The 24,572-nt window shown below is 65.3% G+C and carries 20 protein-coding genes and 1 tRNA gene; 15 read left to right on the top strand and 6 right to left on the bottom strand.

Annotated features, from left to right (window positions below; genetic code table 11):
* Nucleotides 1-12: 12 nt before the first annotated feature.
* The gene (locus tag IBJ06_RS06770; RefSeq protein ID WP_292158481.1) at nt 13-1,959 is read right to left on the bottom strand and encodes a peptidase M61; all 1,947 of its coding nucleotides are present in this window, start codon (nt 1,957-1,959) and stop codon (nt 13-15) included.
* A gap of 159 nt (nt 1,960-2,118) precedes the next feature.
* On the opposite strand from IBJ06_RS06770, the gene IBJ06_RS06765 reads away from it, so the two are divergent.
* The 3 genes from IBJ06_RS06765 to egtB all read left to right on the top strand — a co-directional run bounded on the left by IBJ06_RS06765 (nt 2,119) and on the right by egtB (nt 6,058).
* Nucleotides 2,119-2,424, top strand: coding sequence for an SCP2 sterol-binding domain-containing protein (locus tag IBJ06_RS06765; RefSeq protein ID WP_292158479.1), 306 nt, complete (start codon nt 2,119-2,121; stop codon nt 2,422-2,424).
* A 161-nt stretch (nt 2,425-2,585) separates the two neighbouring features.
* On the top strand, nt 2,586-3,797 hold the full coding sequence (locus IBJ06_RS06760; RefSeq protein ID WP_292158477.1) for an acyl-CoA dehydrogenase family protein: 1,212 nt from the start codon (nt 2,586-2,588) through the stop codon (nt 3,795-3,797).
* Nucleotides 3,798-3,898: 101 nt separating this feature from the next.
* On the top strand, nt 3,899-6,058 hold the full coding sequence (gene egtB, locus IBJ06_RS06755; protein ID WP_292158475.1) for an ergothioneine biosynthesis protein EgtB: 2,160 nt from the start codon (nt 3,899-3,901) through the stop codon (nt 6,056-6,058).
* 15 nt (nt 6,059-6,073) lie between these two features.
* Here the strand turns inward: egtB and IBJ06_RS06750 are convergent, their stop codons facing one another.
* On the bottom strand, nt 6,074-6,310 hold the full coding sequence (locus tag IBJ06_RS06750) for a general stress protein (RefSeq protein WP_292158473.1): 237 nt from the start codon (nt 6,308-6,310) through the stop codon (nt 6,074-6,076).
* Nucleotides 6,311-6,377: 67 nt separating this feature from the next.
* Nucleotides 6,378-7,091: an MBL fold metallo-hydrolase gene (locus tag IBJ06_RS06745; RefSeq protein WP_292158471.1), complete on the bottom strand. Its 714-nt coding sequence runs from the start codon at nt 7,089-7,091 to the stop codon at nt 6,378-6,380.
* A 185-nt stretch (nt 7,092-7,276) separates the two neighbouring features.
* On the opposite strand from IBJ06_RS06745, the gene tig reads away from it, so the two are divergent.
* The 4 genes from tig (at nt 7,277) to IBJ06_RS06725 (ending at nt 12,228) form a co-directional block, all read left to right on the top strand.
* Nucleotides 7,277-8,620, top strand: a complete 1,344-nt coding sequence (gene tig, locus IBJ06_RS06740; RefSeq protein ID WP_292158469.1) for a trigger factor — start codon at nt 7,277-7,279, stop codon at nt 8,618-8,620.
* Nucleotides 8,621-9,558: 938 nt separating this feature from the next.
* Nucleotides 9,559-10,491: a hypothetical protein gene (locus tag IBJ06_RS06735; RefSeq protein ID WP_292158467.1), complete on the top strand. Its 933-nt coding sequence runs from the start codon at nt 9,559-9,561 to the stop codon at nt 10,489-10,491.
* 94 nt (nt 10,492-10,585) lie between these two features.
* Nucleotides 10,586-11,227 (top strand): ATP-dependent Clp protease proteolytic subunit, encoded by a 642-nt coding sequence (locus IBJ06_RS06730; protein ID WP_292158466.1) that lies wholly within the window; start codon nt 10,586-10,588, stop codon nt 11,225-11,227.
* A 56-nt stretch (nt 11,228-11,283) separates the two neighbouring features.
* Nucleotides 11,284-12,228 carry a hypothetical protein gene (locus IBJ06_RS06725; protein WP_292158464.1) on the top strand — a complete coding sequence of 315 codons (945 nt, stop codon included), beginning with the start codon at nt 11,284-11,286 and terminating at the stop codon, nt 12,226-12,228.
* Here IBJ06_RS06725 and IBJ06_RS06720 read toward each other — a convergent pair.
* Nucleotides 12,191-13,030, bottom strand: coding sequence for a hypothetical protein (locus IBJ06_RS06720; RefSeq protein ID WP_292158462.1), 840 nt, complete (start codon nt 13,028-13,030; stop codon nt 12,191-12,193). The two genes, IBJ06_RS06725 and IBJ06_RS06720, sit on opposite strands and share 38 nt — an antisense overlap.
* A 4-nt stretch (nt 13,031-13,034) precedes the next feature.
* A complete protein-coding gene (locus IBJ06_RS06715) occupies nt 13,035-13,664 on the bottom strand; it encodes an HAD-IB family hydrolase (protein ID WP_292158460.1) in 630 nt (209 codons plus the stop codon).
* 231 nt (nt 13,665-13,895) lie between these two features.
* Between IBJ06_RS06715 and clpX the strand changes: the two genes are divergently transcribed.
* The 4 genes from clpX (at nt 13,896) to IBJ06_RS06695 (ending at nt 18,178) form a co-directional block, all read left to right on the top strand.
* Nucleotides 13,896-15,161, top strand: coding sequence for an ATP-dependent Clp protease ATP-binding subunit ClpX (gene clpX / locus IBJ06_RS06710; protein ID WP_292158457.1), 1,266 nt, complete (start codon nt 13,896-13,898; stop codon nt 15,159-15,161).
* A 239-nt stretch (nt 15,162-15,400) separates the two neighbouring features.
* Nucleotides 15,401-17,800 (top strand): endopeptidase La, encoded by a 2,400-nt coding sequence (gene lon, locus IBJ06_RS06705; protein WP_292158455.1) that lies wholly within the window; start codon nt 15,401-15,403, stop codon nt 17,798-17,800.
* On the top strand, nt 17,800-18,075 hold the full coding sequence (locus tag IBJ06_RS06700; protein WP_292158453.1) for an HU family DNA-binding protein: 276 nt from the start codon (nt 17,800-17,802) through the stop codon (nt 18,073-18,075). The genes lon and IBJ06_RS06700 overlap by 1 nt, the downstream gene beginning before the upstream one ends.
* Nucleotides 18,076-18,101: 26 nt before the next feature.
* A tRNA-Val gene (locus tag IBJ06_RS06695) sits at nt 18,102-18,178 on the top strand.
* Nucleotides 18,179-18,234: 56 nt separating this feature from the next.
* Here IBJ06_RS06695 and IBJ06_RS06690 read toward each other — a convergent pair.
* Complete coding sequence (locus IBJ06_RS06690) at nt 18,235-21,405, bottom strand: autotransporter outer membrane beta-barrel domain-containing protein (protein WP_292158450.1); 3,171 nt, start codon at nt 21,403-21,405, stop codon at nt 18,235-18,237.
* A gap of 279 nt (nt 21,406-21,684) precedes the next feature.
* On the opposite strand from IBJ06_RS06690, the gene IBJ06_RS06685 reads away from it, so the two are divergent.
* From IBJ06_RS06685 to IBJ06_RS06670, 4 genes are read left to right on the top strand one after another with little or no spacing between them, the layout of a single operon-like run.
* A complete protein-coding gene (locus IBJ06_RS06685) occupies nt 21,685-22,506 on the top strand; it encodes an SPFH domain-containing protein (protein ID WP_292158448.1) in 822 nt (273 codons plus the stop codon).
* A gap of 8 nt (nt 22,507-22,514) precedes the next feature.
* Nucleotides 22,515-22,697, top strand: coding sequence for a hypothetical protein (locus IBJ06_RS06680; RefSeq protein WP_292158446.1), 183 nt, complete (start codon nt 22,515-22,517; stop codon nt 22,695-22,697).
* 30 nt (nt 22,698-22,727) lie between these two features.
* On the top strand, nt 22,728-24,047 hold the full coding sequence (locus IBJ06_RS06675) for a glycosyltransferase (RefSeq protein WP_292158444.1): 1,320 nt from the start codon (nt 22,728-22,730) through the stop codon (nt 24,045-24,047).
* Nucleotides 24,044-24,565, top strand: coding sequence for a phosphoglycerate mutase family protein (locus tag IBJ06_RS06670; protein ID WP_292158442.1), 522 nt, complete (start codon nt 24,044-24,046; stop codon nt 24,563-24,565). Before IBJ06_RS06675 ends, IBJ06_RS06670 begins: the two co-directional genes overlap by 4 nt.
* Nucleotides 24,566-24,572: the final 7 nt, after the last annotated feature.

The following is a 24,572-nucleotide window of genomic DNA, read 5'->3' as shown; positions in this document are numbered from 1 at the left end:
CCCGGGCGTTCGTCAGTCCCGCATCGGCGACAGGATATCGCCCAGCCGGTCCGGCGTGCCGGGGATGCGTTCCAGGCGTGGATAGCGCAGGCCGTCGTGGTAATCGATCTCCAGCGTCCGACTGCCCCGCGCATTACGGACTTCCAGCACGATGGGCGCGGGCGAGGTTCTGGCGGCCGTAATGGCGTTCGACAGCACCTCGGGCGAGGCCCGCTCGCCGTTTACCGATACCAGGGTCCAGCCCGCGCCGATCCCGGCGTTGAAGATCGGGCTGTCCCACTGCACGGCGACGATGCGGTTGCCGCCCGCCAGGTAGAAGCCCAGCGAATAGAGGTAGTCACCCGGCCCGCTGCCGTTGATGCGGGTCTCCACCTCGGTCGGGCTGTCGGTATAGACGAGGCGATAGCCGCCGCGCTCGATGCCATCCAGCGGAGCCCGGGCGTCGGGCCCGACGGCGTCCAGACGGTCGCGCAGGAAGCCCGCCCAGTCGTGTGGCACCACCGCGTTCAGCGCCGCGACGACGTCGTCGAACGTGTAGGGCGTCGCCTCCCACGATCCGTCATCGATGCCAAAGAACAGTCTGGCAAAGTCGTTCAGCGATTTGGTGTCGCCGGTCTTCTCGCGGATCAGGGTGTCGGCATCCAGCCAGATCAGGGCCGATTCCCGGTAATAGTCGCCCGTGCCGCGCATCCACGACGGCCAGGGGCTGGAGGCCCGATAGCCCAGCAGATTGTTGTTGGTCGTGTCCTGCAATGAGCGCCACTCGCGCCCGGACTGATACTGATAGAAGGCCGCGATCCCGGCAAAGGAGGCCAGCGCCTCCTCCGGGGTGCCCAGACCCGAGCGTACGGTCAGCACCTCACCCCAGTATTCGGTCTGGCCTTCATAGACCCACAACAGGGTGTTCTGGACCGGCACATTGAGGTTCGGCGTCAGCTGGTCGGCCGGCCGACGGAACTTGCCATTCCACGAGTGGACGAACTCGTGCGGCAGCAGGGTGCGGGTGCCATGGCTGGCTTCCCACCCGTCGCCGAAGAAGTTGGGCGGGGCGGTATTCTCGCTGGACCGGTGATGCTCCAGCCCGATGCCGCCCATCTCGCGGGTCAGGCCCAGCAGGAATTCATAACGGTCGAAATGGCGCGACCCGAACAAAAGATCGGCCTCATCGACCAGCGCCTCATACTTGGCCAGCTGTTCAGGCGTGGGAGCAATCTGCTCGGGCTGGTCGGCGACGATGTGCAGGGTCACCGGCGACCGGCCGCCCGGGTCCAGGTCATAGGCCCTGTAGTGCGCGCCGGCGAACATGGGACTGTCGGCCAGGGTCTCGAGGCTGACGGGGGCAAAGGTCGCCACGCCGTTCTCGAACGACACCGTGTCCATGGCCACCCCGTACTGCCACCCCTCGGGCAGGCGGATCGACGGGGCAAAGGTGATGCGGCTGTGACGATATCCCGCAGGATAGAGGACCGCCTTTTCCCACTGCATGTTCAGCATCGCCGATGCCATCACCACGCGCCAGTTGCTGGCGTCCGGCTGGGTCAGCCACTGGAACTCGACGACGATCTCGTCGACGCCCCGCGGCACCTCTATGTGGAAGGCATAGGGATCGATGGTATCGCGCAGCCACTCGATCCGGTCGCCATCGCCATGAATGGTCAGCCCCGCGATCAGCTGGATCGGCCCGGTTGCCGCGTGGTTGCCCGGGATGAATTTCGGATACAGCAGGGTCAGCGGCCCGGCGCTGACGGGAATGGTCTGGCGCACGCTGATGATCTTGCGATCGATGTCAGTGGCGTCGACCTCATAGCGGATCACGCCGGGATAGGCCTGGTCGACCGGAGCCGGGATCGCCGGAAGGGCACGGGGCAGGGCGGGCGTGCCCACCTGGGCCAGGGCGGGTGCTGCCACACCGAGGCTGAGGGCGATGGCCAGGGCGGAAACGGTCAGACGAAGACGCATGGAACACTCGCGGTCGTGAAAGGGGTCGGCGGCAGTTCGGACCAGTCCGTCCCCGGGGTCAACCCTGTTGACCGCTCACCCCATCTTTACGTGACGTGATCTTGGCAGGGGGCGGCTGGCGGGCTAGGCCATCAGCAACACCTCTCAGGGAGAAGACCCATGGCTGATCTGGCTACCGTCACCGACCACATTCGCGCTGCCGTCGGCGAAAATTCCGGCCTCGGCAAGACCGTCAAGCTCGACCTCGGCGACAAGGGCGTGATCTTCATCGACGGCGCCTCCGTGCCGAACAGCGTCACCAATGAGGACAAGCCGGCCGACGCTACCGTCTCCATGGCCTGGGACGACTTCATGGCCCTGTCGGAAGGCAGGCTCGATCCGATGATGGCCTTCATGCAGGGCAAGCTGAAGATCGCCGGCGACATGATGATCGCCCAGAAACTGGCCCCGCTGCTGAAGCGCTAGGCTGCGTTCTCCCTCCCCTTAATGGGGAGGGATGTCGGCGCGACGCGACGACAGGGTGGGGAACGCCGGTCCCGCACGGCCGGCGCCCGGCTTCACCCTTCCCCACCCGGTCGCTTCGCGACCACCCTCCCCACGAGGGGGAGGGAGAAGGAGACCTCTCCATGGAATTCCAGCACAGCGAAAAGGCCCTGCACTGGCAGGAGCGCGTCCGCCGCTTTCTGGATGACAGGGTCCTGCCGCGCGAGGCCGAATACTGGGCGCAGGTTCGCGAGGATTCGACCCGCCAGCCCCCCGCGATGGACGAGATGAAGGCCCAGGCGCGCGAGGCGGGACTGTGGAACATGTTCCTGCCCGGCGAACACGGCGCGGGCCTGACCAACCTCGAATACGCCCCGCTGGCCGAGATGATGGGCCGCCACCTGTGGACGGCCGAGGTGTTCAACTGCAATGCCCCCGATACCGGCAATATGGAAGTGCTCCATATGTACGGGGATGCGGCCCAGCAGGAGCGCTGGCTCAAGCCGCTGATGGCCGGCGAGATCCGCTCGGCCTTCCTGATGACCGAGCCCGAGGTGGCCTCGTCCGACGCGACCAACATCCAGACCCGGATCGAGCGCGACGGCGACCACTATGTGATCAACGGCCGCAAATGGTGGTCGACCAATATGGGCCATCCGAACGTCGCCGTGACCATCGTCATGGGCAAGACCGATCCGGATGCCGCCATCCACGCCCAGCAGTCACAGATCATCGTGCCCGTCGACACGCCCGGCTTCCGCGTGGAGCGGATGCTGTCCGTGTTCGGCTATGACGAAAAGCCGATCGGCCACGCCGAGGTCGTGCTCGAAAACGTGCGCGTGCCGGTCGAGAATTTGATTGCGGGCGAGGGCCGGGGCTTCGAGATCGCCCAGGGTCGTCTGGGGCCGGGCCGCATACACCACTGCATGCGCGTCATCGGCATGGCCGAGCGGGCGCTGGAGCTGATGTGCGAGCGCCTGCTGACGCGCACCGCCTTCCGCAAGGCCATCGCTGAGCACTCCGTCTGGGAGCAGAGGGTCGCCGAGGCCCGCACCAACATCGAGATGTGCCGTCTGCTGGTGCTCAAGGCCGCCTGGATGATGGACAATGCGGGCAACAAGGCGGCGCGCTCTGAGATCGCCCAGATCAAGGTCTCCGCGCCACGCATGGCGCTGAAGGTCATCGACGATGCCATCCAGGCCTTCGGCGGGGCCGGCGTCTCCGGCGACACCCCCCTGGCCGAGATGTACGGCATGGTCCGCACCCTCCGCATCGCCGACGGGCCGGACGAGGTTCACAACCGCACCATCGCCCGGCTCGAATACGCAAAGCACGGCGGGCGGCCGGTTCGCTGAGACGACACCGTTTTTGCGGCAACGCCTGAGGGGCTGATACGTTAGGTCGACTCGCGTCGGGCTTGTGGGCTCGATCCTCTCGCCGGACACCGGAGATGCCCATGAACGCGCCTGCCACCGTTCAGGATCAGAGCGCGCGGGACGTGGCCCGCTATCAGGCCTCGCGACGTGTCATGCCGGCCCTCGCCGACGGGCTGTCGTCCGAGGACCTGCAGGCCCAGTCCATGCCCGACTGCAGCCCCGGCAAATGGCATCTGGCCCACACCACCTGGTTCTATGAGGCGATGATCCTTTGCCGGGATCCGGAGTATCGCCCGTTCGACCCGGTCTGGTTCACCCTGTTCAACTCCTACTACGACGGCGTCGGCGAGCGCATCGCCCGGGACCGGCGCGGCCTGATCACGCGGCCCTCGCTGAACGATGTCCTGGACTATCGCCGTGAGATCGACCGCCGCATGGTCGAGCGCCTGCGCGCCGGCCTGACGGACGGGGAAGGGCGCTATCTGTTCGTGCTCGGCCTCAATCACGAGCAGCAGCATCAGGAGCTGTTCCTGATGGACGTGCTGAACCTGATGTCCTGTTCGCCGCTGGATCCGGTGGCCTATGAGGCCGAGCCCGGCTGGCGCGGTGACCATGCGGCGCGAGGCGGCTGGGAGGCCTTCGACGGCGGCCTGTTTACCCTCGGCCATGACGGCGCGGGCTTTGCCTTCGACAATGAAGGCCCGGCCCACCCCGTGCATCTTCAGCCGTTCCAGCTGGCCCGCGACCTGGTGACCAACGGCCAGTGGCTCGAGTTCATGGCCGACGGGGGCTATCGCCGGGCCGAGCTGTGGCTGTCCGATGGCTGGGCCACCGCCCGGGCCGAGGGCTGGCAGGCCCCCCTCTACTGGCAGATCGGGGATGCGGGCTGGACGGTCATGACCCTGACCGGCCGCCAGCCCGTCGATCCCGACGCTCCCGTCTGCCACGTCAGCCAGTATGAGGCCGACGCCTTTGGCCGCTGGTCCGGTGCCCGCCTGCCGACCGAGGCCGAGTGGGAGCACGCCGCCCGCACCCGCCCCGACGCCTTCACGGGTCTCGACGGTCAGGTGTGGCAGCACACGGCCAGCGCCTACGCTCCCTATCCGGGGTTCCGCGCCACGCCTGGTACAGCGGGCGAGTACAACGGCAAGTTCATGGCCAATCAGGGCGTCCTGCGCGGCTCGTGTTTCGCCACCCCGCCCGACCATCGCCGCCTGACCTATCGCAACTTCTATTACCCGCATCAGCGCTGGGCCTTCGCCGGTCTCCGCCTGGCGCGCGACGCTGACCCCCAGCCCGGAGCCCGGATGCCTGTTGACGACGAGACCGCTCAGTTCCGCGCCGATCTGGTCGAGGGTCTGTCGAAGCCGCAGAAATCCCTGTCGCCCAAATGGCTGTACGATGCCGAGGGCTCGCGGCTGTTCGAGGACATCACCCGCCTGCCGGAATACTATCCCACCCGTCAGGAGACGGCCCTGCTGCGCGACATGGCCCCCGACATCGCCCGTTTCATGGGCCAGAACGCCGTGCTGGTCGAGTTCGGCTCCGGCGCCAGCGAAAAGACCCGCATCGTGCTGGATCAGGCACCCGGCGTGGCCACCTATATGCCGATCGACATCAGCACCGATGCGCTTGAGGCCGCGACCGCCCGTATCCGCGAAGCCTATCCGGAGTTGGAGGTCAGTCCCGTCGCCGGAGACTTCCTCGACCTGCCGCCCCTGCCGGAACTGGGGCGCGGCCCGCGCACCGGTTTCTTCCCCGGCTCGACCATCGGCAATCTGACGCCGGATCTGGCCGTCCGCTTTCTGACCACGGCGCATGAACGGCTGGGCCCGGGTTCGCACTTCATCCTGGGGGTCGATCTGGTCAAGCCGGTCGAGGTGCTGGTCGCCGCCTATGACGATGCCCAGGGCGTCACCGCTGCCTTCAACCTCAATCTGCTGGTGCGCGCCAATCGCGAGCTGGGGACCGACTTTGATCTGGACAGTTTCCAGCATCGCGCCGTCTGGAACGCGGACCGGTCACGCATGGAAATGCATCTGGTGTCGATGCGGGACCAGGTCGTCACCCTCGACGGCACCGGCTTCCGTTTTCTGGAGGGCGAAACCCTGCACACCGAAAGCTCACGCAAGTTCACGCGGGACGCGGTGGTCGAGCTGGTGGAAAAGGCCGGCTGGCAGCTGGTCGAGTGGCGCCAGTCCGCCTCGCCCGCCGTGGCCCTCGCCCTGCTGCAGGGCTGAGGGCCGACGTTGCGCCTATTTGGGGCCGGCAGCGCCCGTCGTGGTCTCGGCCTGGCGGCTGCCGTGCGAGGCCTCACCGCCCTTGCGCCCGGCCTGGGCCGCGAGCGCCCGGTCCTGGGAAAAGCTGCGCTTCTCGCTGGGAACACTGGCACCGCCCTTGCGGGCAATGGCGCGCTGGCGCTCCGGGTCCATGGAGGCAAAGCCTCGTTTCGAGACTCCGGACGGGCGAGCGGGGGGCTTGGCCTCGGCCATGGTGTTGACCTTTCTGACTAATCGAGAACTGTGCAGAAAGAACCCCGTCGCCCCCGTCCGGTTCCGCTTACGGCGGGCCGCGACGTTCCGACTCAGGGGACAACCGTGCCCCCTGTCCGGACAGGGCCCGATCAGACACGAAGGGATTGTCGCGTCGCTCGGCTCCGAAGGTCGAATGCGGGCCGTGTCCGGGCACGAAGGTCACATCATCTCCCAGCGGCCACAGCCTGGTCACGATGCTGGTGATCAGGGCCTGGGGGTCGCTCTGCGGAAAGTCTGTCCGTCCGACGGAGCCCTTGAACAGCACGTCTCCGACCTGGGCAAAGCGCGCCGCCTCGCAATAGAAGATGACATGGCCGGGCGTATGGCCGGGGGTGCGGAACACCTGCCAGCGGGTCTCGCCCAGCCGCAGTTCGTCCCCCTCGTCCAGCCAACGGTCGGGCGTGAAGCTGCGCGCCTCGGGCAGGCCGTACGTCCGTCCCTGCTGCGGAATGCCGTCGATCCAGAACTGGTCGTCCGGATGCGGGCCGATGATGGGGGCACCCGACAGATCCTGCAGCTCGGCCGCCCCGCCGGCGTGATCCAGATGGCCGTGGGTGATCCAGATCTGGTCCATGTCCAGCCCCCGCCGCTGGATCTCGGCCAGAATGATCGGGCCGGATGCGCCGGGATCGATGACGGCCGTCTTCTTCGTCGCCGTGCACCAGACGACGGTGCAGTTCTGCTGCAGGGGCGTGACCGGACAGATGAACAGGCCGAGGGGGGAGGGGGATGCGCTCATCCCCCAGACATAGGGTGGTGGGCCGCGCCTGTGAACCGCAGAAGGCATGCCGCGCGTTGACCTTTGGCGGCGTTCTCGACATAAGGGCGGGCTTCGAGGTGCCGCTCCGAAGGGGGCGGCCCTGTTCGTTTATTCCCCCACGCGCGCGATCCCGAACGGTCGCGCCCCAGAGCGTCAGATCGTCCATGCAAGTCGTTGAAAAGTCCGCCGCCGGCCTCAGCCGCGTGATCGAGGTTATCGTTCCCGCCACTGAGCTGAACGAAAAGCTGGATGCCCGCATCAAGGAAGTGGCCCCCCAGATGAAGCTCAAGGGCTTCCGCCCGGGCAAGGTGCCGGCCTCGCATGTGCGCAAGGCCTATGGCCGGGACTTCATGGGCGAGATCGTCAACGCCACCCTGAACGAATCCAGCCAGAAGGCCCTGGAAGACGCCAAGCTGCGCCCGGCCGCTCCCGCCGAGATGAAGCTGACCAGCGACATGGACAAGGTCGTCGCCGGCCAGGCCGACCTCGCCTATGAAATGTCGCTCGAGGTTATGCCCGACTTCACTCCGGTCGACCCCAGGACGCTCAAGCTGGAGCGCCCAGTCTATGAGGCGACCGATGCCGACATCGAGGAAACCCTCAAGGAACTGGCCTCGCAATCCAAGTCCTATGAGGACAAGACCGGCAAGACGGTCAAGGCCGCCGACGGCGACCAGCTGACCATCGACTTCGTCGGCAAGATCGACGGCGAGGCCTTCGAGGGCGGCTCGGCCACCGACGCCGATCTGGTGATCGGCTCGAACCGCTTCATCCCCGGCTTCGAGGAGCAGCTGAAGGGCGCCAAGGTCGGCGAGGAAAAGGTCGTCGAGGTCACCTTCCCCGAGGACTATCAGGCCGCCCATCTGGCCGGAAAGGCCGCGACCTTCGACGTGACCGTCAAGGCCATCAAGGCCGAGGCCGAAACCAGGATCGACGACGACTTCGCCAAGCGGCTGGGTCTGGAAGACCTGGAAAAGCTCAAGGGCATCCTCAAGGACAACCTGAACCAGCAGTATGCCAATGCCGCCCGATTCAAGCTGAAGCGCGCCCTGCTGGACCAGCTGGATGCCGGTCACAGCTTTGACCTGCCGCCGAAGATGGTCGAGGCCGAGTTCGACGGCATCTGGCGCCAGGTCGAGGCCGACAAGGAAGCGGGTCGTCTGCCGGAAGAGGACGCCAAGAAGTCCGACAAGGCGCTCAAGGAAGAGTACCGCAAGATCGCAGAGCGCCGCGTGCGCCTGGGTCTGGTGCTGGCCGAGATCGGCCGCGCCAACAATGTCGGCGTCACCGATCAGGAGCTGAACAATGCCCTCATGGCCGAAGCCCGCAACTATCCGGGCCAGGAGCGTCAGGTGCTGGACTTCTACCGCCAGAACCCCGAGGCCGCCGCCCAGATGCGCGCCCCCATCTATGAGGAAAAGGTCTGCGAACTGATCTTCAGCCAGGCCGAAATGACCGACAAGCCGATAAGCAAGGACGAGCTGATGAAGGAAGACGACGAGGTCTGATCCTCCCGTCATCCATTACCGCTTCAACGCCCGGTCGCAGCCCTCGCGCCGGGCGTTTTGCTGTCCAGCAGGACGCCCCTCCGCCACCCGAGGGGCGGCGCGTAGCTGCCAGGCAGGTTCATCACAAGCCCGCAAAGAGCCCGCAAAGGACACAACGAGGTCGAGCCCGGACACCCCCCTTTGTGCCCTTCGTGCTTCCTTTGTGTCCTTTGTGATGAACCTCTTCCTGTTTTCTTCGTCACCCTCGGACTTGATCCGAGGGTCGGTCCGGGCACGCCGTCAGCCGTAGCGGGCGACACCGATCCTCGGGTCAAGCCCGAGGATGACGCGAGGCCGAGGGCAGCAACTATGATACCCGCCGCCGAATTCCCCAGCCCCTTCAACGCCCCCACCGTTTCTCGCACCGTTCTTCCCGACCGGGTCGCGGGGTGTGCAACCCTCTGCCCTGTCTCCGTCGCAGGAGAGGCGCCTCGGGACCCAGGCACTGATGCGGCGGCGGGGGCCGGTCGAGCGGGACTGCCCGGTGTAAACGCCGGGGCCCGGGGTGTTTCTGGACGCCTCGCCCGTCGCGGGCCGAGAGACTGGGACCTGCTGTCGAACCGGGACAGGCGAGGTCGGGACCGCAAGCTTTTGGGCGCCCCGACTCCCGGCTGAAGAGACAGTCCCCCCAGGCGCTCGCGTGAACCGACCGGGGCGGCGCCAGGCTATGGGGCCGAAACTCACACACGCTCCCTGACGGCGAAAGCACGGGAGCAACGGTTCCGGGCCCCCGGCCCGCGCGCCGCCCGCCTCTCCATCACCTCTGCCCCACGGGCGAGAGGGGCTTTGACATGCTCGACATTACAACGAAGTAACGCGCCTCTCGGTCGCGACGGCTTTATGGCGGTGGTGCGTTTGAGAGGGACTGCGTCCCTCATCTCACCTCTTCGGAGCTTTCCATGCTGGCCGCCACCGCCCTCGCTGCCCTGCTGATCACGACCGCGCCCCAGGACCCGGTGCCGGGGGCCTCTGTTCAGGATCCTGCCGAGACCCGCGTCGACGACATTGTCGTGCTGGGGCGACCGCTGAATGAGGCGGCGCGCGACTTCGTCTACAGCCTGGCGGTGCCGGCACGGGGGCGGGGTCTGGCGCGATGGCGCGACACTGTCTGCGTCGGCGTGGTCAATCTGCGCGGCGAGGCCGCCCAGTATCTGGCCGATGTCATCTCAACCCGGGCCGAGGATCTGGGTCTGAAAGTCGGCGCACCGGGTTGTTCGCCCAATGTCGTCATCACCTTTGCCGACGACGGGGCCGAGATGGCGCGCGCCATGGTCAGGGCCGAGCCCGCAGCCTTCCGCGTCGGCGGTTCGGGCATGGATCTGGGCCGCGCGGCGCTGGGTCGTTTTCAGGAAGGCGATGCCGCGGTGCGCTGGTGGCACATGGCCCTGCCGATCAACTCCGAGACCGGTCGGATCGCCGTGCGCATTCCGGGCGAGACCGACAACGAAGGCAATCCTTCCGCTCCCTCGATCAGCACCTTCGGCTCCCTGCTGACGACCATTGTTCGCGACGATCTGAACAAGGTGATCGTCATCGTTGACGTGGACGGCGTGGCCCACCTGACCGCGCCGCAACTCGCGGACTATCTGTCGATGGTGGCCCTGGCCCAGATCGACCCGCGCGGAGACACTTCGGACTTTCCCACTATTCTGAATGTGCTGGATAATCCGGCCGCGACGGACAGTATGACCGACTGGGACCTGGCCTTCCTTGAGGCCCTGTACCGGGACGACCGGGCGATGCGCCGTAACCCTGCGGTTCTGGCCTCCAGCATCGCGTCCGATCTCGCCCGGGGCCTGCGGGCCGAGCAGGAGGCGGTGCCCGAAAACTGACCCGCCTTGCGCCGGGTCCTTCGGGTCGCGATATTCCGGTCTCACACGGGTGCGACCGCCGAGTCGCGCCCCCCATGCAGTCAAGAAGGCCTTCATGCGCGATCCGATCGAACTGATGAACATGAACCTCGTGCCCATGGTGGTCGAGCAGTCCAGCCGGGGCGAGCGCGCGTTCGACATCTTCTCGCGCCTGCTTCGCGAGCGGATCATCTTCCTGACGGGCCCCTTCGAAGACGGCATGGCCAGCCTGATCTGCGCCCAGCTGCTGTTCCTGGAGTCGGAGAATCCGAAGAAGGAAATCAGCATGTATATCAACAGCCCCGGCGGTCAGGTGACCTCCGCGCTCGCGATCTATGACACCATGCAATACATCAAGTCGCCGGTCTCGACCGTGGTCATGGGCATGGCCGCCTCGGCCGGCTCGCTGATCCTGACGGCGGGCGAGGCCGGGCACCGGATCGCCCTGCCCAACGCCCGCATCATGGTGCATCAGCCCTCGGGCGGATTCCGCGGTACGGCCTCGGACATCGAGCGTCACGCCGAGGATATCATCAAGACCAAGCGCCGCCTGAACGAAATCTATGTCCACCACACGGGCCGCACCTATGAGGAAGTCGAAAAGACCCTCGACCGGGACCACTTCATGAGCGCCGACGAAGCCAAGGCCTGGGGCATTGTCGATCACGTTTACGACAAGCGGCAGCAGGCTGACGACGACGGCATCAAAACCGTCTAGGATCTCGCGTCACAAAATTCGGTGAGCCTTGAACGGCCACCGGCACGGAGGTCGGTATGATCGGTTCCCTCATGGCGGCGGCCCTTGCGGTGTCAGCGTTCCAGGACCCACCGGCTGCGTCACCGCCCGCCCAGGACCCGACGGTCTATCGCCTTGAGGAGATCGTCGTCGAGGGCACCCGGCTCGAGGAGCGGACGGCCGAGTACGTCCGCGAGGTCGCGGCGCCCGCCCGGGGGCGCGGACCGGCTCGCTGGCGGCAGGGGGTCTGTGTTGGCGCGGCGAACTTCGATCCCGAGGTCGCGCAGTACCTCATTGACCGGGTCTCCGATGTGGCGAGGGATCTGGGTCTCTCTGCCGGTCAGCCTGGCTGCGAGCCCAGCATCCTGATCATCGGCACCACTGACGGGGCCGGCTTTACCCGCCAGTTCGTCGGCATGCGCCCGCGACTGTTCGTGGTCGGCGGCGGCGGCATGGACCGGGGCCGGAATGCGCTCGAGGACTTCATGTCCTCGGATCGCCCCGTGCGCTGGTGGCACGTCAGCATGCCGACGGACTCCGAGACCGGCACGCGCGCGGTTCGCCTGCCGGGTGATCATGTTGGCAGCTATGATCGGGCCTTCGACGTCCTCGGCTACGCGCCCCAGGTCAGCGTGACCGTCGCCTCCCGCATCCAGTCCTCTATCGAGGATACGATGAAGCGCTCCTTCGTCATTATCGACGTCGACCGGCTGGGCGGTGTCTCGCTGGAGCAACTCGGCGACTATGTGGCCATGGTGGCGCTCGTCCAGGTCAATCCGGATGCCGAGACGGGTCGCTATGAAACCATCCTCAACCTGTTCGAGCAGCCCGACAGCATCGCTGGCCTGTCCGGCTGGGACCGCGCCTATATGGAGGGAATCTACGCGACGCGCCCGGGTCGGATCAGCACCATGGCCCAGGTGCAGTCCATCACCCAGGCGATCGTCAGCGCCTATCGGGGGCGGCTGGAGTCCGAGGAGTAAGGGCACACGGACGTCCGACCGCCGCGCTCGCCTCGCAGGTCCGGACGTCGATGATCTCACCGTCGCCGGTCCGCTCAAACGTCAGGCCGTCGTCGGCCCCGCACCGGACTTCATAGACCTCGGCGTCCGCAGTCCGGCCCCGGAACACCGCCTCGGTGACGTCGCAGCCCTCAGCCTCGGTCCCGGCCAGCCACAGACGGACTTCGCGGGCTCTCTCGGCGGCATCGGTAAAGCCGCACTCACCGCCCTGGGCCTCGACAATCAGGCAGGAGGTCACCGTCCGGCTGTCCGCGCCCTCAAGCCACGCTCCGTCGCGATCCCGGCAGCCGACCTCGATGAGAGGATGGCGGTCGGCGTCCAGCCCCAGCACCGCCACGGCATTGATGTCGCAGTCGATCCCGGCGTGGCGGGCCCGGGCCGTCAGCTCCGGCACCGGATCGGTATTGCCGGCCAGCTGGCACTGGGGCGGATTGGCCTGCCGCATCCGGTTTGGCCGCCGGTCCAGCCGGATGCCCTGCAGCATCAGGCAGGGATGCACCACGGCCGGGCGGGCGTCGAGGATCAGATATCCCGCCCCCTCCCGACAGGCGATCTCATACAGCCCGTCGCCCCGGACGTCATAGCCGCGCAAATCCACGTCGCGGATGTTGCAGGCCAGCCCCGCCTCGGCCACCAGCCTCTGGCCGTCTGCATCCACGGCGAAGTTGGGTCGGGTGCGCGGGGCAGACTCCTGCGCGAGGGCGGGGACAACCGGGAGGCCAGCCAGCATCAGGCCTGACAGAAGGACGGCGAGGCTACGCATGCCCTCAGGGTCGCCCTTTGAAACGGCGAAAGCCGGGGTAGGCCGCTCGGGCCAGCATTTCCGCATCACCCGAGGTATCGCCATAGGCGGCCTCCAGCACCACATCGGGGCCATAGGCGCGGTTCAGCCGTTCGACCTTTTCCTCGCCGCGACAGTTCTCGCCGACGAAGGCTCCCGTGACCCGTCCCTCCGCATCGAGAGCCAGCTCGGTCCCCAGCAGGGCCTCGGCGCCCAGGCGTCGGGCGAACGGGGCCACCGTCAGGGCCGGGGAGGCCGTCACGATCACGCGGTGCGCGCCCTTTGCGCCCCAGTCCTCCCAGCAGGCTAGGGCATCGGGACGCATGAACCGGTCCCAGACCTGGTCGGCGAATCGTTCGGCCTCTTCGGACAGCGTGAGGGCCTCGACCCCTTCCAGAAACCGTGCGACCGCCGCCGCCTTGATCCGGCCCCGGTCCCGATCCACCAGATAGCGGGCGGAGGCAGGCGCCAGGGCGACAAGGCCCTTCAACCACCCCCCGGTGCCGGCCCGCCAGCGCAGGAAGGCGGTAAAGCTGTCCGCCACCGTCAGGGTGCCGTCGAAGTCGAAGGCGACAAGGGGACCGGAAAGGGAAGGGGAAGCGGACAGAACGAGCACTCACTGGTCTGGCGGGGGGCGGGCCTGATCCCTATGTCAGAACTTCGCCTTGATGACAGGTCAAGTCGAAAACAGGAATGCTCCCCAATCCGGATGACGGATGGGGTTGTCGCCTCGCCCCGGATGGGGGATTGTCAATTTTTGAAGACCTTCGACCCTATTCTGTCGGAATCAGGTTCGCAGGAAGCGCGAATTCCCCGTATGGCGGGTTCGTGGAAGTGAGAAGGGTCGATGACCAAAGCCGCCGGTACAGACGCTAAAAGCACGCTCTATTGCTCGTTTTGCGGCAAGAGCCAGCACGAGGTCCGCAAGCTGATTGCCGGACCGACCGTGTTCATCTGCGATGAATGCGTCGAACTGTGCATGGACATCATCCGCGAAGAGCACAAGATCGGCTTCGTCAAGGCCAAGGACGGGGTGCCGACGCCCCGGGAGATCCGTGAGGTCCTGGACGACTATGTGATCGGTCAGAACCACGCCAAGAAGGTGCTCTCGGTCGCGGTGCACAACCACTACAAGCGCCTGAATCACGCGGCCAAGAACAACGACGTTGAACTGGCCAAGTCGAACATCATGCTGATCGGGCCGACCGGCTCGGGCAAGACACTGCTGGCCCAGACGCTGGCGCGCATTATCGACGTGCCCTTCACCATGGCTGACGCCACCACCCTGACCGAGGCCGGCTATGTTGGTGAGGACGTCGAGAACATCATCCTGAAGCTGCTGCAGGCCTCCGACTACAACGTTGAGCGGGCCCAGCGCGGCATCGTATACATCGACGAGATCGACAAGATTTCGCGCAAGTCCGACAATCCCTCAATCACGCGGGACGTCTCGGGCGAGGGCGTGCAGCAGGCCCTGCTCAAGATCATGGAGGGCACCGTCGCTTCCGTGCCGCCCCAGGGCGGCCGCAAACATCCGCAGCAGGAGTTCCTGCAGGTCGACACCGCCAACATCCTGTTCATCGTTGGCGGTGCCTTCGCCGGCCTCGAGAAGGTGATTTCCGCCCGGGGCGAAGGGGCCTCGATCGGCTTCGGCGCCAAGGTCAAGGAAGTCGATGAGCGCCGCATGGGCGACGTTCTGAAGCAGGTCGAGCCCGATGATCTGATGCGCTTCGGCCTGATCCCCGAATTCATCGGCCGTCTGCCCGTTCTGGCTACCCTTGAGGACCTGGACGAGCAGGCGCTGGTCACCATTCTGACCCAGCCGAAGAATGCCCTGGTCAAGCAATACAAGCGTCTGTTCGAGATGGAGAACGTCGAACTGACCTTCACTGACGACGCGCTGAACGCGGTTGCCGGAAAGGCGATCAAGCGCAAGACCGGGGCCCGGGGCCTTCGCTCGATCCTGGAGGGGATCCTGCTCGAGACCATGTTCGAGCTGCCGACCTTCGAGGGCGTCGAGGAAGTGGTCGTCAATGCCGAGGTCATCGAGGGCAAGGCCCAGCCGCTGCTCATCTATGCCGACAAGAAGAAGAAGGCCGACGGCGCGGCCTGACGATCGTCCGTGACGATGTCGGCCCAGAGTTCAGCGGGCCTATGACCGCCCGGTCAGGGGCGATGCCTCGCCTGTAAGCGCCGTCTGTGGGCGGATGTCGCGACCGCCTTGAACCGGGCGAACGAAACGCCACATACTTTTCCCGTAATGTCCGCCGAGAGTCGGGGACAGGGGGCATTTTGCCGTTGTCGGGAAATGCCTTGTGGGCCAGACGTAGCGACGTCGGCCAGGAGAGTAGAATGTCCGAGACCAAAACCCTTCCCGTCCTGCCGCTCCGCGACATCGTGGTGTTTCCGCACATGGTCGTGCCCCTGTTCGTCGGGCGCGAAAAATCCGTGCGGGCGCTCGACGAGATCATGAAGGGCGAAAAGCAGATCCTGCTGGCGACCCAGAAGAACTCGGTCGACGATGATCCGGGTCCCGATGCCATCTATCCGATCGGCGTGCTGGCCAATGTGCTGCAGCTGCTGAAGCTGCCGGACGGCACGGTCAAGGTGCTGGTCGAGGGCAAGGGGCGGGCGCGTCTGCTGCGCTTCACCGACCAGGCCGACTATTTCGAGGCCGAAGCCGAGGACATCGTCGATGAAACGACGGATCCGGCGCGCGCCGAAGCCCTTTCGCGCGCCGTGATCGAGCAATTCGAAAGCTATGTGAAGCTGAACAAGAAGGTCCCGCCCGAAGCGCTGACCTCCATCCCGCAGATCACCGATGCCTCCAGGCTGGCCGACTCCGTGGCCGCTCACCTGTCGGTCAAGATCGCCGACAAGCAGACGTTGCTGGAAACCATCGACGTGCCGGCACGCCTGGAAGGGGTCTATGCCCTGATGGAGGGCGAGATCAGCGTCCTGCAGGTCGAAAAGAAGATCCGCTCGCGCGTGAAGCGCCAGATGGAGAAGACCCAGCGCGAATATTATCTGAACGAGCAGATGAAGGCGATCCAGCGCGAGCTGGGAGAGACCGACGATGCGCGTGACGAGGTCATGGAGCTGGAGAATCGCATCCGCAAGACGCGCCTCTCCAAGGAAGCGCGCGCCAAGGCGGAGGCCGAGGTCAAGAAGCTGCGCAATATGAGCCCCATGTCGGCCGAGTCGACCGTCGTGCGGAACTACCTGGACTGGCTGCTGGGAATCCCCTGGGGCAAGGCGCGGGCCAAGGCCATCAACCTCGACAAGGCCGAGGCAATCCTCGAGGAGGATCACTATGGCTTGGAGAAGGTCAAGGAACGCATCATCGAATATCTGGCGGTGCAGGCGCGGACCAACAGCCTGAAGGGCCCCATCCTGTGCCTCGTCGGCCCTCCCGGTGTGGGCAAGACCTCGCTGGCCAAATCGATCGCCAAGGCCACCGGCCGGGAATATGTGCGCATGTCGCTGGGCGGGGTGCGGGACGAGGCCGAGATTCGTGGCCACCGCCGGACCTATATCGGCTCCATGCCGGGCAAGATTATCCAGTCGATGAAGAAGGCAAAGACCACCAACGCCTTCATCCTGCTGGACGAGATCGACAAGCTGGGTGCCGACTGGCGCGGCGACCCGTCCTCGGCCCTGCTCGAGGTGCTGGACCCGGCCCAGAACGCCAACTTTGGCGATCACTATCTGGAGGTCGACTACGATCTGTCGAACGTCATGTTCGTAACCACGGCCAACAGCCTGAACATGCCCCAGCCCCTGCTGGACCGCATGGAGGTGATCCGCGTCGCCGGCTACACCGAGGACGAGAAGGTCGAGATCGCCAAGCGCCACCTGCTGCCCAAGCTGATCAAGGATCATGGCCTCAAGGACGGCGAATGGATCGTGCCGGATGAGACCATCCGGGATCTGATCCGCTACTACACCCGCGAAGCGGGGGTGCGCTCGCTGGAGCGGGCCCTGGGCGGCCTGGCGCGCAAGGCCGTCCGGGAAATGGCCCGGGGCAAGCTGCTGACGATCACCGTCGATGCGGACAAGCTGGCCGAGTACGCGGGCGTTCGTAAATACCGCTATGGCGAGACCGACGAGGAGGATCAGGTCGGCATCGTCACCGGTCTGGCCTGGACTGAGTTCGGCGGCGATATCCTGACCATTGAGGCGATCAAGATGCCGGGCCGCGGCCGCATGACCGTGACCGGCAACCTCAAGGATGTGATGAAGGAGTCGATCTCGGCGGCCGCCAGCTATGTGCGGGCCCGGGCGCTGACCTTCGGCGTCAAGCCGCCGGTATTTGAAAAGACCGACATCCACGTCCACGTACCGGACGGCGCGACCCCCAAGGACGGTCCTTCGGCCGGGGTGGCGATGACGGTCGCCATGGTGTCCGTCCTGACGGGCATCCCGGTGCGCAAGGATATCGCCATGACCGGCGAGATCACCTTGCGGGGCCGGGTCACGGCCATCGGCGGGCTGAAGGAAAAGCTGCTGGCGGCGCTCCGCTCCGGTGTGAAGACGGTGCTGATCCCGCAGGAAAACGAGAAGGACCTGGCCGATTTGCCCGATACGGTGAAGGAGGCGCTGGAGATCGTTCCGGTCTCGACCGCCGATGAGGCGCTGAAGTGGGCTCTTGTCGGAACCCTCACCCCCGTGGAATGGGACGAGGCGACCGATCCCCTGCCGCCGCGGGTGCCGGGCACTGAACCGGGTCCCGACGCCGTCGTCAGCCACTGATGTCCCGGCCCGAACTGGTCGGACGCATCGCCCGGGCGGCCGACCTCACGCCCGATCAGGCGCGAGCGGCGCTGGATGCCGTGCTTGACGGCATTACCCAGGGCCTGGCGCAGGGCCACACCGTGCGTCTGACCGGGTTCGGGGCCTTCGTGCCTGCGGATCGGCCGCAACGGGAGGGGCGTCATCCGGCCACGGGCGAGCGGCTTGTCCAGCCAGCCACGCGCACGGTCCGCTTCAGGCCGGGCGAAGGCCTGAAAAGCGCCTTGAATGGCTGAGCCCACGCGGGCATAGCCACAGGGACGGGCGGCTAGCTCAGCTGGTCAGAGCACCTCGTTTACACCGAGGGGGTCGGGGGTTCGAACCCCTCGCCGCCCACCAGAAAAGAAAGGGCCGCCGGAGTGATCCGACGGCCCTTTATCTATGTTGTCCGCAGCCTAGAAGCGGAAGCTGGCCCGCAGCAGCAGCATGTAGCGCATATAGTCGCCGATCATCTCGGCATCGGCGCTGACACTCAGCATGCCCAGTTCATTCCCGACATTCAGGCGGAAACCGACGATGGGGCCGCCGCCCTCAATGGTATCCGGATCGAGGCTGAAGGAGGGGCCACCGCTGGCAAACCGGGCGATGGTCGAGCCCGGATCGACCGAGATATTCTGACGCCAGCCGATACGGAATTCCGGCTTGAGCCAGCTGTTCTCTCCCAGGCTATAGGCGACGTTCATGGCCGCAACGGCCGAGAACATATGTCCGTCACGCCCGTCGATGATCAGATCGAACCCGTCGCCGCCGCCGACTTCCTCGCGCGCATCCTCGCTGAGAGAGAAATACTCGGCGTAAACTTCGGGGCGCAGGGTGAAACGACCGTAGTCGCGCTCGTAGGATGCGCCCCCGGCTGCGGCGAGGGTATAGCCGTTCCAGCTGGATTCATTCGTGATGTTGACACCACCGCCGACCAGTTGACGCGTCGCGTCGAAAGAAGCGTAACCGGCCGCAGCCCGCGCCCACGTGGTCCAGTACTGACCCTGGGCACGCCAATAGAGCCCCAGCTCCACGAGGCTGGCGGTCAGGTTCTCCTGGGCCTCGGACTCGGGGTCCTCAAGATCCGAAGAGGTGAAGGCGATGCTGACGCCCACCGCGCCGTTGCGGGTGCCATACTCCACGCCACCCGCCACGCCGAAGCCTTCGGAGCGAAAGCCGTAGGTGTCGGTCTTGTCCTTGTCGGCGTAGAAGGTGATCTCTTGAACCCAGGCGCTGGCTTCCCCCGGCTGGGCAGAGGCGTTGCGACCGACCAGAGCGCGCGTGACCGCGTCGACCCCGCTTGCCAGGGACAGCAGCGGACCGCCCGAATGGTCGGGCAACATCTGCTCATAGAGATTGATGAAGTCGTCGCGACCGGTCTGGTTGAGGAAGGCGCTCAAAACGCGGGAATCGCGATCCAGAGCTTCGTAGATGGCATCATACGCTGATGCCTCGACACGGATGAAGCCGGCTTCCTCGGCCGTGCGGCGACGGACATCGACATAAACCTGATTGTTCGGCAGATCGGCTCCGGCGTCCAGAATGAAGAGGTAAGGGGCATTGGCCGCGATGCCGTCCATATCGAGGTTGCCGAAGTTCAGGGTACCGGCGTCGATGACGGTGAAGCGGCTGGGGCCATCAATCAGGGAGGTGAAGCGGACGCCCAACTCGGCACCATCCTCTACCGTCGCCGTCCCCGAGACGTTGAAACCTGAAGCCGAATTGGTGTTGCCGTCGATGTTTACAACCAACCGCCCGTCGCCACCGATCGTCAGGTTGGATATGTCGGTGGTGGTTGTCTGGTTGAGGTCCAGAACGCCATTTGCGACGGTGATATCGAGAAGGCCGTCGCTGTCCTCGATCGCGCCGCGCACGATGGCGCCGCCCGAGATCAGGAAGGTATCCAGTCCATCCCCGAAGGAAATGTCGCCGAGCACTGTGCCGTTGCGGATATCAACCAGATCCGCGCCGGAGCCCAGGCGGATGTTCCCGACCATCGCCGGTTCTCTATTGTCCGGCACGCCGTCGCCGTCCGTATCCGGCCCGTCACTGTCGGGGTCCACGATGCCTTCCTGGATCAGGGTGACACCCGTGGTGTTGGCCTCGACGTTGATGAGGGTAGTGGTGCCCGTAATCGGATCACCATTGTCGTTGGCAAAGATGTTCGCCTGCATCGATCCAGTGTTGGTGATCGATGTCAGGGTGCCGCTGAGATCCAGTATGCCCGTCAGGTCGGCTGTGCCACCGCCCGATGAGGCGAGGAACTGTCCGTTGTTGATGAAGACGGGCAGATTGGCACCCGCCTCGATCAACAGGGTGGTTACATTGGAAGTGACGTCAGAAGCTGAGGCGGCGGTGAGAGCACCGTTGTTGATGAACTGATCAGTGGACACGCCGGCAGAGAGCCGAATCGCGACGGCGTCCGCGTCATAGGCGAGGGCTGCGATCGTTCCCGAATTGAAGATCCCGCCTTCGATGAAGACCGAGTGGCCACCGTCAACGCCGAACTGGATGGCATTGGCCGTAACCCCATCATAGATGCCCTGGGCACTGATCTGGCCCTGGTTGATGAAGCCATAGGCGAGATCGCCCGTGCCCGCGACACCAAGTGTCACGTCCTGGGTCGCTGACCCCACCACAACCGCCGGAGCCTCGCCGTAAACATTGATCTCGGCCGTCGTTTCGGAACTGTCCGGCACACCATCGTTGTCTTCATCAGGGTTGTCATCGTCCTGATTGGTCGGAGGACGTCCGAAGGTGACACCCCCGGTGACATTACTCGCGATGATCACGGCAGGCCCGCCTTGAAGCAGGTCGTCAGCGTCAAGCTTTGCAATCACCTCGTCACTGGGGCGACTGGTGAACCGGTAACCTGAGGACGTTATTGCACCCTGGATGCTTAGACCGCCGTTGATATCACCGAAAATGCCTACAGCGGTGGATCCGCCCCCGACAGTCGTGATCGATCCGCCCAGATAAACGTTGCCGTCGATGGTTCCGAGACTGCGCACGGCCATGCTGTTGTCGCCGACCACCCGGATGGTCCCTTGCGAAACAAGATTTCCGATCAGGTCGCTTTCCACTGAGATGCCGAAAGACTCATTACCCTCAACGAGGATCGTCGAGCTGGTAAGCAGACTGAGGTTTCCTGTCACAGCCCCGGCACCGGCGAAGCGGATGCCGTACCGGTCGGTACCGGTAGCGAACGGCCCGTCGTTATCGCCGTCCTTGTCGGTGTCCTCAGCCTCGTGGGTGTCGGTCACGGCGATCGTGCCGGCTATCGTCAGGGTGGTGGTGTTTCCGGCCTGAACCAGAATGCCCGTGGAGCCGCTGGCCGAGTTTACCAGGGATATGCTGCCTCGCTCGTAGAGCTCAAACGTGTGGTTGGAGTCGATGGTCACCGCCGTTCCGGACGTCAGGCTGATCATACCGCCGTTGACGATAAAGATATTGGCCGGTCCGCTACCCGTCGCATTGGACGTGGTGATGGGTGTCGTGCGGGTCGTGTCGATGGAGACCTGAGCATTCGCACCGCAGGCGAAGAGAAGGGGAGCGATCGCCGCTGCGGTCGCATACAGATAACGCATTCGGAACAAACCCCTCGTGGAAACTCGCGAGCCGTCAGATTCAGACCATCTAGCAGGATGGTGCCGGTTCTGTCCCAAGTTTCCCGAATTTGAGGCGAATGCAAGGCCAAGAGGTTGATTTGGCCACTTCGGCGAGGGGTGTGGCTTGCGCGATTGGATATCTATGTGATATCATTTTGGTATGACTGGAGGGTGCAAATGACCGACGCTCAATCCCCATCGACCCGTTCTCATTCGCTGTCCCGGGAACATCCGGCCCGCACGGGAAACGGCATTCTGATGTTGTTGATCTCTCTGGCCCTGATGGTGGCCGGGGGCCTGACCATTGCCGCCCAATCCGGCTCGCCGCTCAATTTGGTCGGGGGGATACTGCTGCTTTCGCTCGGCTTCATCCTGATGTGCGGTCTCTATGCACTGCAGCCGAACGAGGCGATGGCCATCCTGCTATTCGGCGACTATCGCGGGACGGATCGTAAGACCGGCCTACGCTGGGTTCTGCCCTGGTACTCCCGCAAGAAGATCAGTCTGCGTGTCCGTAATCTGACCAGCGACAAGCTGAAGGTGAATGACAAGCGAGGCAATCCGATCGAAATCGCGGCCAACGTCGTCTGGCGGGTGGAGGATTCGGCCCAGGCCCTGTTCGATGTCGATGATTTCCGCGCCTTCGTGAACATCCAGGTGGATACTGCCCTGCGGGACATGTCGGCCCACTATGCCTATGACCACGGTGAGGAGCATGAACTGACTCTCCGCGCCGATGCGGAGGAAGTCGCCGCCCGCCTTCGCGAGGAACTGGTTGGCCGCATCGCGGTGGCCGGCGTGGCCGTGGACGAGGCGCGGATCGCGCACCTGGCCTATGCCCCGGAGATCGCCGGTGCCATGCTGAGACGTCAGCAGGCCGAGGCTGTGCTGGCGGCCCGCCGCCTGATCGTCCGGGGTGCGGTCGAGATGGTCGAGAGCGCCCTTGAGGACCTGAATGACCGCGGCGTTGTCGATCTGGACGAGGATCGCAAGGCCGCCATGGTCTCGAACCTGCTGGTCGTGCTGTGCGCGGACCGTGAGGCCCAGCCCGTGGTCAATACGGGCACGCTGTACGGCTGATCCCCGATATGCCGAAAGACCGCAAAGCCTTTCTGCTCAGAACCTCGCCCAAGGTCATGGCCGCGGTCGAGCGGCTGGCTGCCGCGGAGTTTCGCTCGGTCAATGCCCAGATCGAGGTTCTGATACGGGAAGCGCTGGGTCGAAGAGGGCGGCGGATCGACGAAGACAGGCCGGACACGGACGAGACTTGAGATTGTCCCGCGCTGGCGTTACGGGCGATCATGGTAAAGTCAAAGACCGGCCTGAAACAAAAATCTCTGACCGACAGCGCGGGTCGCGAGACCGGCCTGAAACTGGCCCGCAGTCTTCGGGGGCAGGAGGTTCAGGAGACTGAACTTCGGCTCATACCGGGCCTCGATGAAGAGGTTTCGGAAGCCTTTCAGGCCGTGAGGAAGGTTGCGGCGGATGTCCGTCCCCGGCTGGTCGACACGACGATGCTCTATGCGCCGCGATCCGGCGGGGTGAAGCGGTATCTTCTATCCAAGAAGGCTTGGCTGGCTGACCATCGACCGGACATCGCCCATAGCCTGGTTGTTCCCGGTGCCCGCCACCGGGTAGGCAGCGATGACATTGTGCGGTTGCATGCAGCGAAGCTGCCGTTCGGGGATGGCTATCGTTGGCCCTCCTCGGTGCGCCGCTGGGGTGCTTGGGTCGCGGCGCTGAAGCCCTCGGTGATCGAGGCGGGCGACCCCTATACACCGGGGCAGGGTGCCCTTGAGGCGGGGCAGAGGGTCGGGTGTCCGGTCATCGGTTTTTGCCATTCGGATCCGGCCGGGCTGGCTGCCCTTCATTTCGGCGAATGGGCCAAGAAGCCGGTCGAGAAGCGCTGGTCCCGCCTGTTCTCGCAATTCGACGCGGTGGTTTCCCCCAGCCGGTTCATCGCGCGCCGCCTGGAAGAGGCCGGGATCCAGAACATCGTCATCCGCCCGCTGGGGGTTGAGATCGACACCTTCCGGCCGGATCGTCGGGATCGGCAGTGGCTGCTGGATCATCTGGGCCTGCCCGACAGCGCGCGACTGCTGTGTTTTGCCGGGCGTCCGGCCAAGGAAAAGAACATCGACGTCCTGATCGAGGCCGTGCAGCTGCTTGGGGATCCCTATCATCTGGTTCTGGTCGGCGCCGGCACCGGCATGCCCCCTGAGGATCGGGTGATCGCCATGCCCTATGAGACCGATCCCAAGGCGGTCGCCAGGATCATCGCCAGCTGTGATGCCTTCGTCCACGCGAATGACAAGGAGCCGTTCGGCCTGATCGTGCTGGAGGCCATGGCCTGCGGGCGTCCGGTCGTCGGGGTCAACGCCGGCGGTGTGGCCGAGACGGTCGATACGACGGTTGGACAGCTGGCCGATCGGGCCGAACCCCGGGCCTATGCCGAGGCCGTTTCGGCCCTGTTCGAGCGGGATCTGGACGCCATCGGTCGGGCGGCCCGCATCAAGGCGGAGACCCGCTTTGCCTGGGATCGTGTGTTCGAGGACCTGTGCCGGGTCTATGGCGAGGCCAGCGGTGAGGCGGCGTTCACCCGGAGGAAAGCAGAATCATGAAAACCCTGATCACCGGGCTGGCCCTTGCCGTCGGGCTAACCCTGTGCGCGACCGGGGCTTCGGCCCAGACGGTCTACATTGTGCGCCATGCCGAAAAGGCCAGCGATACCGAACGGGACCCGGTGCTGTCCGAGGCCGGCATGGCACGTGCCGAGGCGGTGGCGGCCCTGTTCGCCGACCGGATGCCCGACCTGGTGGTGGTAAGCCCCATGCAGCGCACCCGTCTGACCGCCGCGCCAACGATTACGGCGTCGGGGGCGTTCGTGACCGTGAGCCCCCTCGACGGCGGCGTAGAAGCCCACGTGGCGACCATCCAACGGGGTGTGCTGGCCCTGCCGGAGGACGCGGTCGTCCTGATCTCGGGCCACAGCAATACCGTGCCGCTGATCGCGCGCGCCCTGGGTTATGAGACACCGGACATGCCGGAGTGCGAGTATGACCGCTTGATCCGGATCGAATTGAGAGAGGGCCGGGTATCCGGTGAAACGCTGAGATACGGCGCAGCCAGCACCTGCTGAAGCCTGA

The sequence above is a fragment of the Brevundimonas sp. genome (assembly GCF_016742135.1).
GTDB lineage: Bacteria > Pseudomonadota > Alphaproteobacteria > Caulobacterales > Caulobacteraceae > Brevundimonas.
This window is presented reverse-complemented; position numbering and strand designations above follow the sequence as displayed.

Excerpts from the sequence above, each read along its gene's own strand:
- egtB (WP_292158475.1), top strand. The coding sequence starts at position 3,899 with ATGAACGCGCCTGCCACCGTTCAGGATCAGAGCGCGCGGGACGTGGCC.
- IBJ06_RS06735 (WP_292158467.1), top strand. The coding sequence starts at position 9,559 with ATGCTGGCCGCCACCGCCCTCGCTGCCCTGCTGATCACGACCGCGCCC.
- IBJ06_RS06745 (WP_292158471.1), bottom strand. The coding sequence starts at position 7,091 with ATGAGCGCATCCCCCTCCCCCCTCGGCCTGTTCATCTGTCCGGTCACG.
- IBJ06_RS06680 (WP_292158446.1), top strand. The coding sequence starts at position 22,515 with ATGCCGAAAGACCGCAAAGCCTTTCTGCTCAGAACCTCGCCCAAGGTC.
- IBJ06_RS06700 (WP_292158453.1), top strand. The coding sequence starts at position 17,800 with ATGTCCCGGCCCGAACTGGTCGGACGCATCGCCCGGGCGGCCGACCTC.
- IBJ06_RS06750 (WP_292158473.1), bottom strand. The coding sequence starts at position 6,310 with ATGGCCGAGGCCAAGCCCCCCGCTCGCCCGTCCGGAGTCTCGAAACGA.
- lon (WP_292158455.1), top strand. The coding sequence starts at position 15,401 with ATGTCCGAGACCAAAACCCTTCCCGTCCTGCCGCTCCGCGACATCGTG.
- IBJ06_RS06690 (WP_292158450.1), bottom strand. The coding sequence starts at position 21,405 with ATGCGTTATCTGTATGCGACCGCAGCGGCGATCGCTCCCCTTCTCTTC.
- tig (WP_292158469.1), top strand. The coding sequence starts at position 7,277 with ATGCAAGTCGTTGAAAAGTCCGCCGCCGGCCTCAGCCGCGTGATCGAG.
- IBJ06_RS06725 (WP_292158464.1), top strand. The coding sequence starts at position 11,284 with ATGATCGGTTCCCTCATGGCGGCGGCCCTTGCGGTGTCAGCGTTCCAG.
- IBJ06_RS06770 (WP_292158481.1), bottom strand. The coding sequence starts at position 1,959 with ATGCGTCTTCGTCTGACCGTTTCCGCCCTGGCCATCGCCCTCAGCCTC.
- IBJ06_RS06765 (WP_292158479.1), top strand. The coding sequence starts at position 2,119 with ATGGCTGATCTGGCTACCGTCACCGACCACATTCGCGCTGCCGTCGGC.
- IBJ06_RS06670 (WP_292158442.1), top strand. The coding sequence starts at position 24,044 with ATGAAAACCCTGATCACCGGGCTGGCCCTTGCCGTCGGGCTAACCCTG.
- IBJ06_RS06685 (WP_292158448.1), top strand. The coding sequence starts at position 21,685 with ATGTTGTTGATCTCTCTGGCCCTGATGGTGGCCGGGGGCCTGACCATT.
- IBJ06_RS06720 (WP_292158462.1), bottom strand. The coding sequence starts at position 13,030 with ATGCGTAGCCTCGCCGTCCTTCTGTCAGGCCTGATGCTGGCTGGCCTC.
- IBJ06_RS06730 (WP_292158466.1), top strand. The coding sequence starts at position 10,586 with ATGCGCGATCCGATCGAACTGATGAACATGAACCTCGTGCCCATGGTG.
- IBJ06_RS06675 (WP_292158444.1), top strand. The coding sequence starts at position 22,728 with ATGGTAAAGTCAAAGACCGGCCTGAAACAAAAATCTCTGACCGACAGC.
- clpX (WP_292158457.1), top strand. The coding sequence starts at position 13,896 with ATGACCAAAGCCGCCGGTACAGACGCTAAAAGCACGCTCTATTGCTCG.
- IBJ06_RS06760 (WP_292158477.1), top strand. The coding sequence starts at position 2,586 with ATGGAATTCCAGCACAGCGAAAAGGCCCTGCACTGGCAGGAGCGCGTC.